Below are 14664 nucleotides of genomic sequence, written 5' to 3'. Positions count from 1 at the left end.
GGTCCCGGGCACCCTGACTTCCTCACCCTTGGCGTAGCGGACCTCATCCGTGGGCAATGCCATCGTCATTCCACGGCCGTGGGATTTCATGCCCAGGGACATCGCCGCCTGGCTGGTGGCCCAGGGCGTTGCGCCGGCGCATCCGGTCGAGGTTTGGGAGAACCTGACGCTGGCAGATGCCGCGTGGCGGGGCACGCTGGCTGAACGCACGCGGGCGTTCAGCGACATGAGCATCATGCTGATCCGCAGCCTGGCGCCGATGCCCAGCCAGATTGAGCCACGGCGCACCCCGGCGCAGGGCGGCTCGGGGCAGGAGAAAACTTGATCTGCCGCAACGCCGGCGCATCGCCCGCTTGCGCTGCACGGCACACGGAGTAGAGTCCATCCCGGATGGTCGGACAATGTCTCCGTGCGTTAGCGGACGTCCCCGGAACTGAGGGAAAACACCATGAATTTCAAGACCGTGCTGGTCGAACTCGGCTCAGACGCTGGCTGTGCGGATCGCGTCGGCCTTGCCGCCGGGCTGGCGCAGCGCTCCGCGGGCCATGTGATCGGCGTGACAGCCACTGGCATGCGGCTCGAGCCTTTCCGGGGCGCGGGCGACGAGGCCGGGCGCTACGCCGAACTGGCCAGGCGCCAGTTGCTGGCGCAGGGCGCCGAAGCCAGCGCCGCGTTCCATCGTGCCATGCACGAGGCGGCGCCAGGCGTGGGCTTCACGCACCGGCTCATCGAGGACGAGCCCGGCTGGGCCCTGGCCCAACAGGGGCGGATGGCCGACCTGGTTGTCCTGGCCCGCCCGCCCGGCCCTGAATCCATCCCCGTGCTGGTGGCGCAGACTGCCGAGTATGTGATGCTCAACGCCGGCCGGCCGGTGTTGCTGGTGCCGCCTGGCGTGCGCCGCCTGACTTGCGAGCATGTGGCCATCGCCTGGGACGGCGGACGGGAGGCCGCCCGCGCTGTGGCGGATGCGATGCCCCTGCTGCGCCAGGCGCGGCGCGTCACGGTGGTTTCGGCGTCGAGCACGCATGATCGGACAGGCACCCACGGCGTGCCCGATGTCCCCGGCGCGCACGCAGGCCTGCGCGATCATCTGGCGCGGCATGGCATTGTCACTGTCATGCATGCCGTGCAAGGCGGCGACGGGGTTGGCCGGCTGCTGCTGGCAGCCGTGCGTCACCTGGGGGCCGATCTGCTGGTGGCGGGGGGCTATGGTCACGCACGCCTGCGCGAGTTGGTAACCGGGGGCACCACGCGCACGCTGATGCGCCATGCCGAAATTCCGTTGCTGATGTCGCACTGACGTGCCAGCGGTGTCCAGGGCTGCCGGCTCGCCTGCCGGTGGCATCAATATATGAATTACTCAGCAGTCAGAAATATATGCGACAAAAATTGAACTTCCATGATCTGTTGAAATCCGACGTTAATGAAACGAGATGGACGAACCTTGGCGCATAACACCCTTGAGGAAATGCGCGTACTGGCGGTGCAGCGGATGAGGGAGGGTGAGCATCCCGAGGACGTGGCCAAGTCCTTTGGCATGCATCGTTCCTGGGCCTTCCGATGTCGCGCTATGACCATGGGCCGCGGCAAGGGCTTGCAGGCTTTGCGCTCAACCAAAGGTAGTGGCAGGCCACGCAAACTCACGAACAGCCAAGAAGCCCAGGTGTTTCGCTGGATCAATGGCAAGAATCCGACGCAATACGGTTTTGACTTTGGTTTGTGGACGCGCCAGATTGTTCAGTTGTTGGTGGAAGAAAAATTCGGAGTGGATCTGTCCTTGGCTAGCATCGGTGCGCTTCTGGCGCGCAGGGGACTGACGCCGCAAAAGCCACTGCAACGCGCCTATCAACGCGATCCAATGGCCGTTGAGACATGGCGCAAGGAGACCTTTCCTGCCATCGCGAAGGCGGCAAAGGCACAGAAGGCTGACATTTTCTTCTGGGACGAGTCTGGCTTTCGTGCCGACACCGTGCATGGCAAGACATGGGGTGCGCGTGGCAAGACCCCGGTGATCGATCGGCCGGGGCAGCGCCAGAGCATCAGTGCCGCGTCGGCGGTCAACTCCAAGGGGGCCTTCTGGTTCGCCACCTACAAAGGCGGTCTGACGGGAGAGCTGTTCGTCGAACTCCTCAAAAAGTTGATGCGCGGGCGAAAAAACAGCGTGCACATGGTGGTCGATGGACTGCCCGCGCACAAGAAGGCATGCGTGAAGCGCTACGTTCAATCGACAAAGGGCAAGCTCGCATTGCACTTCTTGCCTGGCTACTCGCCCGACCTTAATCCAGACGAGTTGGTGTGGAGTCATACCAAGCGCACAGGTGTGGCACGCAGGCCTCTTCGTAAAGGTGAGGACCTGCAACAAAAGGTTAACGAACAGCTTCAAACCGTGGCGGAAAACCCGACGCTTGTACGCTCATTCTTCCGCCATCCTTCTGTCGCATATATTTCTGACTGCTGAGTAATACAATAAGTAGTCATATATTGAATGCATTGGTCAGGTGCCGCCCTGGCTGCGCCTGGCCATTTTCCCGTGCGATTGCCGACGCCAAGGCTGGCCTGGTGCAGCCCGGCGCGCGCATGGCAAGGCGCGGTCTTCGCACTGGCCACACTGGCCTGCATGGCGTTGTTCGAATGGCGTGAACGCCTTGAATGGCCGGGAGGCTCCCGCGCAAGCCGCCCACGCTTAAGCTTTGCCGGGCACAATCATGGCTGCCGCGCGAAGCGAAATCCCCGGCCCCCTGCACCCACACGCCCCCAACGCCATAGAGAGAAATCGATGGAAGTCGATACGATAGACGAAGAATCCGGCGAGGCTGCCCCAGCCAAGGCCCAGGCTGCGCGACGCAGCACGTGGGTGAGCGTGGCGGTCAACATCCTGCTGACCTGCATGCAACTGCTGGCCGGCCTGTTCGCCGGCTCGCAGGCGTTGATTGCCGATGCCATCCACTCGTTGTCCGACCTGGTCTCGGATTTCGTGGTGCTGTTTGCCAGCCACCATAGCAGCAAGGACGCGGACGCCGATCACCACTATGGCCACCAGCGTTTCGAGACGGCCGCGTCGCTGGCGATCGGCGTGCTGCTGCTCGCGGTCGGCGCCGGCATGCTGTGGTCGGCCGTGCAAAAGCTCGAGCACCCGGAGTTGGTGCTGCCGGTCAAGCCCATCGCCCTGTGGGTGGCATTAGGCGCGCTGGCGGCAAAGGAGCTGTTGTTCCGCTACATGCTCGCCGTAGCCGAGCGCGTGCGCTCCAGCATGCTGGTTGCCAATGCGTGGCATGCGCGCTCGGATGCGGCTTCGTCGCTGGTGGTCGCGGTCGGCATTGGTGGCAATATGCTCGGCTACCATATGCTCGACCCCGTAGCGGCGCTGGTGGTTGGCCTGATGGTCACAAGGATGGGCTGGACGTTTTCCCGGGACGCGCTGCACGACCTGATGGATCGCGCCGTGGACGAGCAGACCGTCGAGGCGATCCGGCAGGCCATGGCTGCCACGCCAGGCGTGCAGGGCCTGCATGACCTGAAGACACGCAAGATGGGCGACTTCATCCTTGCGGATGTGCACCTTGAGATCGATGGTGCAATGACCGTGGAAGCCGGGCACCGCATTGCCGTGGAGGCACGCCGGCGCGCGCTGGAAGTACGCGGCGTGTTGAATGTGATGACCCATGTCGACCCGGTCCCGGTGGTGGCGCAGCCAGCCGCGGAGCCGGTCCGGCAGGGCGCGGCATGACTGGCCGCCGCGCCGCGCATTGATCGGCTGCGGCGATCAAACCATTGGGAAATGCGGATTCCCGCATCGAAGACAGCCCCCTATACTCGCGCTCACCGGGACACGCCGCGCGGCAGATTCCAGGGCCGCGCGCCTCCGGTTCCAAGAAATGAAGGCAAAGACCTGACCGAAGCGAGGGGAGACAAAGATGGAAAAAGGACGGGCTGTTGCCTGTGCAGTCATGCTGGCCGCCAGCGCCATTGGCATGCAAGGCGCCGCGGTTGCGGCCGAGGCGTATCCGGTAAAGGCGATCCGCTTTGTCGTGCCCTATCCGCCGGGCGGCCCGACCGACCTGATGGCGCGGCTGCTGCAGGCCAGCATGCAGGCGCGCTTCGGCATTCCGGTGGTGGTGGAAAACCGCGCCGGCGCTGGCGGCAACATCGGCACCGATGCCGTGGCCAAGGCGGCGCCGGACGGCTATACCATCCTGCTCGCGGCGAGCGGACCGATGGCCGTCAATGCTACTTTGTACAAGAGCCTGCCGTTCAATCCGCAGAAAGATCTCGCGCCGGTGATCCAGATATCGGCGTTTCCGCTGGTGCTGGAGGTTCATCCGTCCAGCCCGCTCAAGGACGTGAAGGCATTTATCGCCTCCGCCGGCAGCAAGCCGGGCGACTACAGCTTCGCGTCGGCGGGCAACGGCACGCCGCAGCACCTGGTCGGCGAACTGTTCAATACCGCCGCCGGCACGAAGATGCAGCACATCGCTTACAAGGGCGCGGGGCCAGCGCTCAACGACGTGTTGGGTGCCCAGGTGGCGGTGATGTTCGATATCCTGGGCAGTTCGCTGCCTTATATCAAAGCGGGCAAATTGCGGGCGTTGGCGGTCACCACCAAGGCGCGCGTGCCGGCCTTGCCGGAAGTGCCGACGCTGGCCGAAGCCGGCCTGCCGGGCTTTGAGTTCGTGGCGTGGCACGGCATTGCCGTGCCGGCCGCGACGCCGCGGGAGATCGTGCTGAAACTCAACGGCACCATCAACACCATCTTTGCCGATCCTGAATTCCGCAAGCGCTGGGAAGCCATTGGGACGCCGGTGGTGGGCGGCACGCCGGAAGCCTTCGGCACGCTGATACGCAGCGAAACCACCAGGCTGGGCAAGATCGTGCACGATACGGGCGCGACCGTGGACTGAGCGGTGCGGTGTGCCACGGCGTGACGCGGTCGATGTAGTTCTCGACGCTTGCCACGCTCGTCTACGCCGATATCCCGCAGGCCCGGATGAGCAGCGCCAATACGTTGCGGAATGCCGCGCAGCAGATTTCGATTGGCCTCGGGATCGCGTTTGGTTCGCTGTCGCTGCGCATTGCGGCATCGCTGCGTGGCGAGACCGGCGACGCGCCGCATTTCATGCTGGCGGATTTTCGCTGGGCGTTCCTGTTCGCGGGGGTGCTGACGCTGGTGTCGTTGATCGGGTATGTGCGGCTCTCGCCCGAGGCGGGGCGGAATCTGGCAAGCCGGAGCACCTGGGCCTACAGCAAGGCTGCGTCAACCGCCAGTATCTTCGGCGCCATATCGATGAGGCGGTCTGCCTGGCGCCGGACCAAGGCACCGATCGAGCGCACCATGTCACGCTCTTCACCGACATACACCAGATCCTCGGCTTGCCCGGCGGCCTGTGCGGCAGCGGCGCGCGCCAGGCCTGTCATGGTCCGCACGGCGGTCGGCCTGCGGATGCCGATGCGTGACATGAAATCCGCGAAGGCATAGGGCGTGGCCTCTGCCATGTCGAAAGCATCGCCGATCGCCATCGCAAAGTCATGCAGGAACTGATCGTACTGGACCACGGAGACCAGGTCGTAGAAGGGCGTGGGCGTCAGCCCGGCTCGCGTGCAGAAGAACGAGAAGTTCTTCCCGTGCGCGTCGCTGTTGCCGATCAGGAACTGGAAAATCGCCCATTGCAGCATGATGCGCTGGGCGACAGCCTGGTCGACCGTTTTCTCTCGCAATGAAAACAACCGTGCGAAGCTGACGCCGTCGCGGATCGCCGCAACGTCATTGGCGGCGCCGAAATTCCGTTCGTATTTGTAGCTCACCGGAAGATCCAGCGCCTGGCACGCGTCGACGATATGCAGCCGCCTGACGATGCCGTTTTCCTTCACGCGGTCAAAGCGCGTGACCAGCAGGACCGGGCTGGGAATGCGGCGAATCGACACTGGCGCCACGGGCAAGCCCAGGCGGCCGGCCAGCGTCATGCAGAAGTGTTCGTTGGCCACCATGCAGCTGGCCGAGTCATGGACCGGCTCGGGCTTGACGATGTGGGTGGACGCGACGCCGGCCCCGTCGGCCAGGTAGATGCGCTCCCCGTCCATGAAGACAGCCAGTTTGTCCTGGTAGCCGGCGATGGACAGGCGAACCCGGCCATCCCAGACGGTGAAAGGCACTTGCTCCCGGTCGCGGATGCGCTGGTTCAGTTCAACGGCGGAGATCTCGCGCAGTTGTGGCGCTTGCGCTGGCGGCGGGGCGTCGGCATGAAAGCTGAGTGCCCCCGCAGTTTCCCCGCCAAGCTGGCGGATCAGGCCGTAGACGTTGTTCTTTGAGACTTGCCCGTAGACCGAGGCGATGTCCAGTGCCCGCCCTTCGGGCAGCAGGTTCTCAATAAAGCGCCTGAGACTTGCCGAACTGGCTGGCCTATCGAAGGGGATGGCTGGCGAGAGCGGGTAGCGATGCGCGGCCGAAAGCCAGGCCTCGTCATAGGCAAACGAGAAACTGTCTTCCAGCGCGTCATACTGAACGGTGCCCACCAGATCGGAACCATCGAAAACGCGGAGCGAGTGCGTTGCCATCAGGCACCCTCGAAAGCGATGGCGGGAATCTCGATATCCGCGGTGGCCGCCTTCGGTCCCAGGATCATGCCAAGGCCCAGTCCGGAAAGGACGAGCAGGAGCTTGTCGGTCTGGACCGGGCGGCCATTTTCCAGCCGCGACAGAAGATTCGCCGATACGCCGCAAAAGCTCGCCGCGTCGTCGATCCTGAGCTGCTGCTTGAGCCGGCGATGACGGACGAGCGCGCCGAGTTCGCCAAGACTGGAGATCCGCGGCTGGGGAGGGGGCAGGGAGGTTGGCAGCTGGCGCGGCATATGGTTTGAGACTTCCTGGCTTCTGGGGGATTGTTTCGTCTTACGGAAACAATGGTCGCGCAAAGTGAATTCTGGTCAATTGTTTCCGTATATGGAGACTTTAGGACCGGTTGCTGCCAAAGTCAATATAGTTTCCGTTTAGCGAAACTATAGGTAATGATGGTGATAAGGCACGATAGTTTCCATAAACGGAAATTTAGTGCCTGATGAGCCATGCGAGGCGGCTGAAACAAGGCGGCCCTCCTGTCTCGCTTTGCTTTGTATTGGTTGGCGTTATTTATCAATGCAGGTCGTGCGCCGTACCCCGGCGAGCAGCGAGATCCATGCCCCCGAGAGGGATCGACTGAGTCCCGGGGGCACTCCCATCCCGTGCAGCGAGTTCGTATTCATGCAGGTCCGCATCCAGCCACTTCTCGCCGTCCCAGGCCTGGAAGCGCAGTTCGGCAAGCGGGACGGCCGACATCGTGCCGAGCCAGTCGGTGGGGTTTGCCCCTGCGCGGATACCGTTGGCGACCATGACCATCGCCTCGGGCACGTCAATCCCCGCTACCCGCGTCACGGTAGGCCAGGGCAGAAGCCGGCTATCCGAGCCGGGCAGGCCAAACCGGTACGGGCCGCTCAACTAACTGGCATGGTCCCTGGCACGGCGACGAAACACGTCGCGGCGTTTCCATTCGATATTGGCTGCCGAGGGTTCCCACTGCTGTTGCCGCGAGAACCAAAGCACCTTGGCCGCGGCGGAGGCGAAGGGCTGCGCGGTGGGGATCAGGGCGCTGGACTGGGCAATCGTCGGCAAATGGGTCTCGGTGGTGTAGTGCCAGACGAAGTGGGAGTTCATGGTTGACTCCTGCTTGTTCACCTCCACAGTGGGCGTGAATGCTTGTCATGACAAGCAAGTGCAATGGCGCATTGTTGTGCACGAAAGGGTGGGCGAGGGAAGCGTCTGCGGCATGCAAATCCGGCAAAGGCAGGAAGGCGGCGGCTTGCCGGGCCAGCCTGCCAGGTGCCCTGTGTTATCCAGGCCGAAAAGTGCTGTAAAAGTAGAAGGCTTTACCCTGTCCGGAACAAGCTGGCGCAGGACGAGGGAACTCGGTCAGGGCCTGACCGGTCACATCCCCCATCATCCCCAGAGTCAACGCCAAATGATCCTGTAAGCCCACTTCAAGACTGGTCGCGCCTGTCGAGCCCTCGGGTTCCGGACGCGTTATCCGTATTGCCTGGAGCTTGCATGGCTGACTTCACATCGATGCCGTTCGCGGTATTCTGCGCGCCGCCGTCCGGCGGTTTCCCCACTGGTTCCAATTCGAACTCATCCCCGGCGTTCTCGCTGTCGCTGCGCCATGTCACCGTGGCGCTGCCCGACGGGCGGGTCCTGCTGGACGACCTCAGCGACACCTTCCATGCCGGGCACATCGGCCTGGTGGGGCGCAACGGCACCGGCAAGAGCGTGCTGGCAAAAGTGATGGCGGGCCTTGTCGCGCCGGATGCCGGGCGCGTGGTCCGCAGCGGCACGGTGGCCTATGTGCCGCAAGACGCCAGACCGGCCGACGGCGCAACGCTGGCGGACGTGGCCGGCCTGACGCCGGCCTTCGATGCGCTCGCGCGGCTTGAGCGCGGCGAGGCCGGCGGGCCGGACTTCGATCTGCTGGAGGGACGCTGGGATCTGCGCGACAAGCTGCGGCTGGCCTGCGAGGCAGCCGGCCTGGGCCATCTGGAGCCGGAGCGGCCTGCCAGCAGCCTCAGCGGCGGCGAACTCACCCGCGTGGCGCTGGTCGGCGCTTTTCTTTCCGGTGCCGATGGCCTCGTGCTGGACGAACCCAGCAACCACCTCGATCTTGTCGCCCGGCATTGGCTGCGCGAGCAGTTGCGGCAATGGCGCGGCGGCCTGGTGGTGGTCAGCCACGACCGCGAATTACTGGAAGAGATGACGCACATCGCGGCGCTGACGCCGGAGGGCTTGCGGCACTACGGCGGCAACTACACGCTGTACGCGGCGCAACGGGATGCCGAAGCCGCCGCCGCGCAGGCCGCGCTTGACCATGCGCGCGCCAGCAGGAGCTCGGCCTTGCGCGACCTGCGGCGCCAGCACGATGCCCACCAGCGCCGTGCCGCCGGCAACGACCGCGCGGGCAAGACGGCCAACCTGCCCGGGATCTACCTCAGCCGGCTCAAGGACGGCGCGCAGGCATATTCCGGCCGCGAACAGCGGCGCCAGCACGAAGCCCGCGCGACGCTGGACGAGGCCGTCATGCAAGCCGCGCAGCGCGCCGATTCGGGCCCGCCGGTGGCACTGATGCTGCCGGGCGCGGTGGTTGCCGCCGGCAAGCGCGTGGTGCACCTGGAAAACGCCGTCGCGCCGTTCCCGGTTGGCGCGCACCCGCTCAGCCTGACGTTGTCGGGGCCGGTGCGGGTAGCTGTCACCGGCCCGAATGGCAGCGGCAAGACGACGCTGCTGAACATGCTCGCCGGTATGCGCGCGCCCGTTTCCGGCAGTTGCACGACAGGTGTCCCCAGCGCCTGGCTCGACCAGCACGCGGCTTCGCTGCTGCCGCCTGGCCAGTCGGTGCTGGAGCGGCTGCGGGAGCTGGACAGTCCCTTGCCGGAGGGCGTGCTGCGCAGTCACCTGTCCTTGCTCGGCCTTGGCGCCGAGCTGGTGCGGCAGCCCTCGGGCGCATTGAGTGGCGGGGAACGCCTGAAGGCGGCGCTTGCGTGCGCGTTGTGGGCGGGGAGTCCGGCCCGGTTGCTACTGCTCGACGAGCCGACCAACCACCTCGACATCGATTCGGTGCGCGCGCTGGAACAGGCCTTGAGCGCCTATCCGGGCGCCATCCTGGTGGTGTCGCACGACCAGCGCTTTCTCGATGCGCTACGGCTGACACATCGGTTGGCCTGGCACGGCGGGGAATGGCGGCTGGTGCCTTGCCGCTGAGGCGCCGGCGTTAGTTGCCCGCGTCGCCGGGGTGTTCGTCGACGGAGCGGACCGCCGCGCGCCGCAAGGCGTCGAGCGCGGCGCTCACGGCGGTGCGGCCGAAGCCGTCGTCGCGCCAGTACATCGACACCGAGCCGAAGCCGGCAAGCCGCAAGGGCAGGATGCGCAGGGCGCCGAGCTGTTCCAGGCGGCGCGCGGTCCGGTGCGAGGCCACGCCGATCATATTGCTGTGGTTGAGCAAGGTCAGGTTGAGGATGACCGAGTTCGACTCCACGCAGTCGCCGGGCATGTTCTCGCCAGCCGCGTTCAGCGCCGATTCCAGCGTGTTGCGGATGGGCGTGCCGCGCGGCCAGACGATCCACCGGTAGGCGCGCAGGTCGCTCCAGGCGGGCTCGGCCAGCTCGAACAGCGGGTGGCGCGGGCGCGTCACGAAATGGATCGGCTCCATGTAAAGCGCCTCGGTGCGCATCTGCCCGTCCTGCAGTTCCGGGGCGGAGCGCCCCACCACGATGTCGGCCTCGCCCCGCGCCAGTTGCGCCATCAGCAGGTTCATCGTGCTTTCCACCAGCCGGACCCGGGCTTTCGGCAGGCGCTGCAGCAGGGAGGTGACGGCAAGTGGCACGGTATCGGCGGCAGAGGCGCCCGAGGTGCCGATCACGACCAGGCCGGCGCCGCCTTCGCGCATGGCCTGCATGTCGTCGCGGGCGCTATCCAGGTGCGCCTCGATGCGCCTGGCGTGCGCAATCATCGATTCTCCGTAGGGCGTTGGCCGCAGCCCGCGCGCATGGCGCTCGAACAGCGGCAGGCCGATGTCGTCTTCGAGTTCCTTTAGCCATTTCGACAGGGCTGGCTGCGTGGTGCTGAGCGCCACGGCGGTCTGGCTCATATTGCCGGTCTGGGCCAGGCTGAGCAGCATCTGCAAGTTGCGCAACCGGAGGCGCTGGGTCCAATCCATCAGGGTATTCCCTTTGAGCCATATCCATATCGGTATGGATAAGAGGAATTGGTTATTTTACAAGGTATATCTCCGGGCGTATAAATCTTCCATCGAAGCCCGCAGCCCGCAGTGGCTGCTCCCCGCCCCGCAGGGCGAAGGACCCGGAGACAAGCATGTCAGACGCAAGCAAGAACGCGGATCGCTCGGCGTACTACGGCCGCATCGGCCGCAACCATCTGGCCCCCCTGTGGGAATCGCTGCACGCGCTGGTGCCGCGCGAGCCGCGCCCGCAGGCGCAGCCGGCGATCTGGAAGTACGCCGAGATCCGTCCGCTGGTGATGCAGGCTGGCGAGGTCATCAGCGCGGAAGAGGCAGTGCGCCGCGTGCTGGTGCTGGAGAATCCCGGCCTGCCCGGCAAGTTGAGCATCACGTCCACCCTCTATGCCGGACTGCAACTGATCCTGCCCGGCGAGATCGCCCCCAGCCATCGCCATACGCAGTCCGCGCTGCGCTTTATCGTGGAAGGCCGAGGCGCCTGGACCGCCGTCAACGGCGAGCGCACCACCATGCATCCGGGCGATTTCATCATCACGCCATCGTGGACGTGGCACGACCACGGCAACCCTGCCGTGGCCGACGGCGGCGAGCCGGTGGTCTGGCTAGACGGGCTGGATATCCCGCTGCTGCAGCACCTGGACGCCGGGTTTGCCGAAAACTATCCCGAAGCCTCGCAGCCGGTGCTGCGTCCCGAGGGCGACAGCTTTGCCCGCTTCGGCCACAACATGCTGCCGGTGCGCCATCGCGTCACCGATCCCACTTCGCCAATCTTCAGCTACCCGTACGCCCGCAGCCGCGAGGCGCTGGACCAGCTCTACCGCAATGGCGAGCTCGATGCCTGGGACGGCGTGAAGCTGCGCTACGTGAACCCGGCAACCGGCGGCTGGCCGATGCCGACCATGGCGACCTTCATGCAGTACCTGCCGGCCGGCTTCCAGGGCAAGACCTATCGCAGCACCGACGCCACCGTCTATTCGGTGGTGGAGGGGCGCGGCACCGTGCGCATCGGCGAAGCGCAGTTCCAGTTCGAGCCGCGCGACACCTTCGTGGTGCCGTCCTGGCAGCCCGTGCAACTGGCTTCGGTCGGGGACACGGTGCTGTTCAGCTATTCCGATCGTCCGGTGCTGTCCGCGCTCAACCTGCTGCGCGAAGAACGCACCTGATCTTTTTTTTGCCCGGGGGCGGAACGCGGCGCGTGCCCGCCCTGCAAGGCTTCTTTCATTCTTTCCGTGTGAGGTTTCCCATGTCTTTCGTAATTACTCCTCCCGCTACCGTGGCCATTCCGGTCGTGGGCAGCAGCGACCAGTTTCCCGTGCGCCGCGTCTACTGTGTGGGCCGCAACTACGCGGCGCATGCCCGCGAGATGGGCTTCGATCCCGATCGCGAGCCGCCGTTCTTCTTCTGCAAGCCTGCCGACGCGGTGATTCCGGTAGCTTATGGCGAGACCCTGACGCTGTCCTATCCGGCGCAGACCGCCAACTACCACTATGAAGCCGAACTGGTCGTCGCCATCGGCAAGGGCGGCTCGGATATTCCGCTGGAACAGGCGCTGGAACACGTGTGGGGCTATGCCGTGGGCCTGGACATGACCCGCCGCGACCTGCAGATGAAGATGCGCGAGATGGGCCGCCCCTGGGAAATCGGCAAGGCCTTCGACGCCTCGGCGCCAATCGGCCCGATCCATCCAGCCAGCGACGCCGGGCATTTCGCGCAGGGCGCGATCTGGCTGACCGTCAATGGCGCCGACAAGCAGCGCAGCGACGTAACGCACCTGATCTGGTCGGTGGCCGAGACCGTTGCCGATCTGTCGAAGTACTTCCGCCTGGAACCGGGCGACCTGATCTACACCGGCACGCCCGAGGGCGTCGGGGCCGTCAAGCCGGGCGACCTGATGGTCGCCGGTGTGGAGCGCCTTGGCGAATTGTCGGTGCGGGTGGCCTGATTCATCTTTGCGAGGGCTGCGCCGTGCAGATCTATAGTTTCTTCAACAGTTCCACGTCGTACCGCGTGCGCATCGCGCTGGCCCTGAAGGGCCTGCCTTACGACTACCACCCGGTCAATATCCGCGTCGGCGAGCATCGCGCCGCGGATTACGTGGCCGCGATCAACCCGTCTGCCGTGGTGCCGGCGCTGGTCGACGGCGATTTCCATCTCGGCCAGTCGATGGCGATCATCGACTATCTCGATGCCCACCACCCGGAGCCGCGACTCATCCCGCGAGAGCCTGAACTGCGCGCCCGGGTGCTGGAACTGGCCAATGTGATCGCCTGCGACATCCATCCGGTGAACAACATGCGCATCCTGCGCTACCTGCAGGACACGCTCGGGGTATCGCCGGAGCAGAAGGACGCCTGGTACCAGCACTGGGTCGATGAAGGGCTTGGCGCGGTGGAGCGGCTGCTCGCGCAGCACGGGCGCGGCCCGTGGTGCTTCGGGGAGGCGCCCACGCTGGCCGACTGCTGCCTGGTGCCGCAGATCGCCAACGCGCAGCGCATGGGCTGCGATACCAGCGGCTTCGAGCGGGCCATGGCGGTGTACCGCCATGCCAGCGAGCACCGGGCCTTCCGGCAGGCAGAACCTCAGCGGCAGCCGGACTACACGGCGCGCTAACCGAATGGGGTGCCCCAGGGCGTTTTTGTTCCAGCGCGCACCCAAGGAGACCATCATGAATACCATTCGCAGCATGGACCGCAAGGTGATCGTCGTGGGCGGCGGCATAGGCGGCCTGGCCGCCGCGCTGGCGCTGGCCCGGCAGGGCATCGGCGTCGAATTGCTGGAGCAGGCGGAGAAAATCGGCGAGATCGGCGCCGGCATCCAGCTTGGCGCCAACGCCTTTGCCGCGCTCGATGCGCTGGGCGTGGGCGAAGCCGCGCGCAAGCGCTCGGTCTTTACCGACTACCTGATGATGATGGACGCCATCGATGCCACCGAAGTGGCCAAGGTGGACGTGGGCGCGCGTTACCGCGAGCGCTTCGGCAATCCCTATGCCGTGATCCATCGCGCCGACATCCACCTGTCGATACTGGAAGCCGTGCAGGATCACCCGCTGATCCAGTTCCGCACCGCGACCACGGTGTGCGCGCTGGAGCAGGACGAGCGCGGCGTCACCGTGATCGACCAGCACGGCGAGCGCCACCAGGCCGACGCGGTGATTGGCTGCGACGGCGTGAAATCGGCGGTGCGCCAGGCCTTGCTGGGCGACGAGCCGCGCGTGACCGGGCACGTGGTGTACCGCGCCGTGGTCGACGTGGCCGACATGCCTGCCGACCTGCGGATCAACGCGCCGGTGGTATGGGCCGGCCCCAACTGCCATCTCGTGCATTACCCGCTACGCGGGGGCGAGCAGTACAACCTTGTGGTCACCTTCCATAGCCGCGAGCAGGAAGTGTGGGGTGTGCGCGATGGCAGCAAGGAGGAAGTGCTGTCGTACTTCGAAGGCATCCATGCCCGTCCGCACCAGATGCTGGACCGGCCGACCTCCTGGCGACGCTGGGCCACCGCGGACCGCGACCCGGTCGAGCGCTGGAGCTTTGGCCGCGCCACCATCCTGGGCGACGCCGCGCACCCGATGACGCAGTACCTCGCGCAGGGCGCCTGCCAGGCGCTGGAGGATGCCGTCACGCTGGGCGCGGCCATCGAGGCCAGCGACGGCGACTTCGAGACGGCCTTCGCGCTGTACGAGAAGGTGCGCATCTCGCGCACGGCACGGGTCCTGTACTCCGCCCGCGAGATGGGCCGGCTCTACCACGCCAAGGGCGTGGAGCGGCTGGTTCGCAATTCGCTGTGGGTGGGACGGACGCAGGAGCAGTTCTACGACGCGCTGCAATGGCTGCACGGCTGGCGTGCCGAGGATTGCCTGGGAGGGGCGCGGTAGAGCCGGCTACGAAAGCCGGAGAAAG

14 protein-coding genes and 2 pseudogenes are annotated in these 14664 nt (G+C 65.6%); 11 read left to right on the top strand and 5 right to left on the bottom strand.

The window, feature by feature from the left end; translation table 11 throughout:
* Positions 1 to 55: 55 nt before the first annotated feature.
* The 6 genes and pseudogenes from ACZY0R_RS01120 to ACZY0R_RS01095 all read left to right on the top strand — a co-directional run.
* A pseudogene (locus ACZY0R_RS01120) lies at positions 56 to 325 on the top strand (cobalt-precorrin-7 (C(5))-methyltransferase); the annotation flags it as partial.
* Positions 326 to 448: 123 nt separating this feature from the next.
* Entirely contained in the window at positions 449 to 1300 is an 852-nt protein-coding gene (locus tag ACZY0R_RS01115; protein WP_488856758.1) for a universal stress protein, read from the top strand.
* A 123-nt stretch (positions 1301 to 1423) separates the two neighbouring features.
* On the top strand, positions 1424 to 2458 hold the full coding sequence (locus tag ACZY0R_RS01110) for an IS630 family transposase (protein WP_488856757.1): 1035 nt from the start codon (positions 1424 to 1426) through the stop codon (positions 2456 to 2458).
* Positions 2459 to 2776: 318 nt separating this feature from the next.
* The gene (locus tag ACZY0R_RS01105) at positions 2777 to 3727 is read left to right on the top strand and encodes a cation diffusion facilitator family transporter (protein ID WP_488856756.1); all 951 of its coding nucleotides are present in this window, start codon (positions 2777 to 2779) and stop codon (positions 3725 to 3727) included.
* Between the two features lie 187 nt (positions 3728 to 3914).
* A complete protein-coding gene (locus ACZY0R_RS01100; RefSeq protein WP_488856755.1) occupies positions 3915 to 4898 on the top strand; it encodes a Bug family tripartite tricarboxylate transporter substrate binding protein in 984 nt (327 codons plus the stop codon).
* Positions 4899 to 4912: 14 nt separating this feature from the next.
* Positions 4913 to 5215 (top strand): annotated as a pseudogene (locus ACZY0R_RS01095) (MFS transporter); the annotation flags it as partial.
* 20 nt (positions 5216 to 5235) lie between these two features.
* On the opposite strand, the gene ACZY0R_RS01090 reads toward ACZY0R_RS01095, so the two are convergent.
* From ACZY0R_RS01090 to ACZY0R_RS01075, 4 genes are all read right to left on the bottom strand, one after another.
* Positions 5236 to 6549, bottom strand: a complete 1314-nt coding sequence (locus ACZY0R_RS01090; protein WP_488856754.1) for a HipA domain-containing protein — start codon at positions 6547 to 6549, stop codon at positions 5236 to 5238.
* A complete protein-coding gene (locus ACZY0R_RS01085) occupies positions 6549 to 6842 on the bottom strand; it encodes a helix-turn-helix domain-containing protein (RefSeq protein ID WP_006156357.1) in 294 nt (97 codons plus the stop codon). The genes ACZY0R_RS01090 and ACZY0R_RS01085 overlap by 1 nt, the downstream gene beginning before the upstream one ends.
* 280 nt (positions 6843 to 7122) lie before the next feature.
* Positions 7123 to 7464 (bottom strand): hypothetical protein, encoded by a 342-nt coding sequence (locus tag ACZY0R_RS01080; protein WP_488856753.1) that lies wholly within the window; start codon positions 7462 to 7464, stop codon positions 7123 to 7125.
* Complete coding sequence (locus ACZY0R_RS01075) at positions 7465 to 7680, bottom strand: hypothetical protein (protein WP_488856752.1); 216 nt, start codon at positions 7678 to 7680, stop codon at positions 7465 to 7467.
* 390 nt (positions 7681 to 8070) lie between these two features.
* Between ACZY0R_RS01075 and ACZY0R_RS01070 the strand changes: the two genes are divergently transcribed.
* Entirely contained in the window at positions 8071 to 9771 is a 1701-nt protein-coding gene (locus ACZY0R_RS01070) for an ABC-F family ATP-binding cassette domain-containing protein (RefSeq protein WP_488856751.1), read from the top strand.
* 10 nt (positions 9772 to 9781) lie between these two features.
* Here the strand turns inward: ACZY0R_RS01070 and ACZY0R_RS01065 are convergent, their stop codons facing one another.
* The gene (locus ACZY0R_RS01065) at positions 9782 to 10726 is read right to left on the bottom strand and encodes a LysR substrate-binding domain-containing protein (RefSeq protein WP_488856750.1); all 945 of its coding nucleotides are present in this window, start codon (positions 10724 to 10726) and stop codon (positions 9782 to 9784) included.
* Between the two features lie 155 nt (positions 10727 to 10881).
* Between ACZY0R_RS01065 and gtdA the strand changes: the two genes are divergently transcribed.
* The 4 genes from gtdA (at position 10882) to ACZY0R_RS01045 (ending at position 14639) form a co-directional block, all read left to right on the top strand.
* On the top strand, positions 10882 to 11928 hold the full coding sequence (gtdA, locus tag ACZY0R_RS01060) for a gentisate 1,2-dioxygenase (RefSeq protein ID WP_488856749.1): 1047 nt from the start codon (positions 10882 to 10884) through the stop codon (positions 11926 to 11928).
* 80 nt (positions 11929 to 12008) lie between these two features.
* Positions 12009 to 12707 (top strand): fumarylacetoacetate hydrolase family protein, encoded by a 699-nt coding sequence (locus tag ACZY0R_RS01055; protein ID WP_488856748.1) that lies wholly within the window; start codon positions 12009 to 12011, stop codon positions 12705 to 12707.
* A gap of 23 nt (positions 12708 to 12730) precedes the next feature.
* Positions 12731 to 13375: a maleylacetoacetate isomerase gene (maiA, locus tag ACZY0R_RS01050; RefSeq protein ID WP_488856747.1), complete on the top strand. Its 645-nt coding sequence runs from the start codon at positions 12731 to 12733 to the stop codon at positions 13373 to 13375.
* A gap of 55 nt (positions 13376 to 13430) precedes the next feature.
* Entirely contained in the window at positions 13431 to 14639 is a 1209-nt protein-coding gene (locus ACZY0R_RS01045) for a 3-hydroxybenzoate 6-monooxygenase (RefSeq protein ID WP_488856746.1), read from the top strand.
* Positions 14640 to 14664: the final 25 nt, after the last annotated feature.

This window comes from Cupriavidus sp. F041 (assembly GCF_057814235.1).
Note: the sequence above shows the minus strand (reverse complement) of the source record. Positions and strands in the feature narration are given on the sequence as shown.

Coding starts and splice junctions, on each gene's coding strand:
- ACZY0R_RS01115 (WP_488856758.1), top strand. CDS start 449: ATGAATTTCAAGACCGTGCTGGTCGAACTCGGCTCAGACGCTGGCTGT.
- ACZY0R_RS01110 (WP_488856757.1), top strand. CDS start 1,424: ATGAAACGAGATGGACGAACCTTGGCGCATAACACCCTTGAGGAAATG.
- ACZY0R_RS01105 (WP_488856756.1), top strand. CDS start 2,777: ATGGAAGTCGATACGATAGACGAAGAATCCGGCGAGGCTGCCCCAGCC.
- ACZY0R_RS01100 (WP_488856755.1), top strand. CDS start 3,915: ATGGAAAAAGGACGGGCTGTTGCCTGTGCAGTCATGCTGGCCGCCAGC.
- ACZY0R_RS01090 (WP_488856754.1), bottom strand. CDS start 6,549: ATGGCAACGCACTCGCTCCGCGTTTTCGATGGTTCCGATCTGGTGGGC.
- ACZY0R_RS01085 (WP_006156357.1), bottom strand. CDS start 6,842: ATGCCGCGCCAGCTGCCAACCTCCCTGCCCCCTCCCCAGCCGCGGATC.
- ACZY0R_RS01075 (WP_488856752.1), bottom strand. CDS start 7,680: ATGAACTCCCACTTCGTCTGGCACTACACCACCGAGACCCATTTGCCG.
- ACZY0R_RS01070 (WP_488856751.1), top strand. CDS start 8,071: ATGGCTGACTTCACATCGATGCCGTTCGCGGTATTCTGCGCGCCGCCG.
- ACZY0R_RS01065 (WP_488856750.1), bottom strand. CDS start 10,726: ATGGATTGGACCCAGCGCCTCCGGTTGCGCAACTTGCAGATGCTGCTC.
- gtdA (WP_488856749.1), top strand. CDS start 10,882: ATGTCAGACGCAAGCAAGAACGCGGATCGCTCGGCGTACTACGGCCGC.
- ACZY0R_RS01055 (WP_488856748.1), top strand. CDS start 12,009: ATGTCTTTCGTAATTACTCCTCCCGCTACCGTGGCCATTCCGGTCGTG.
- ACZY0R_RS01045 (WP_488856746.1), top strand. CDS start 13,431: ATGAATACCATTCGCAGCATGGACCGCAAGGTGATCGTCGTGGGCGGC.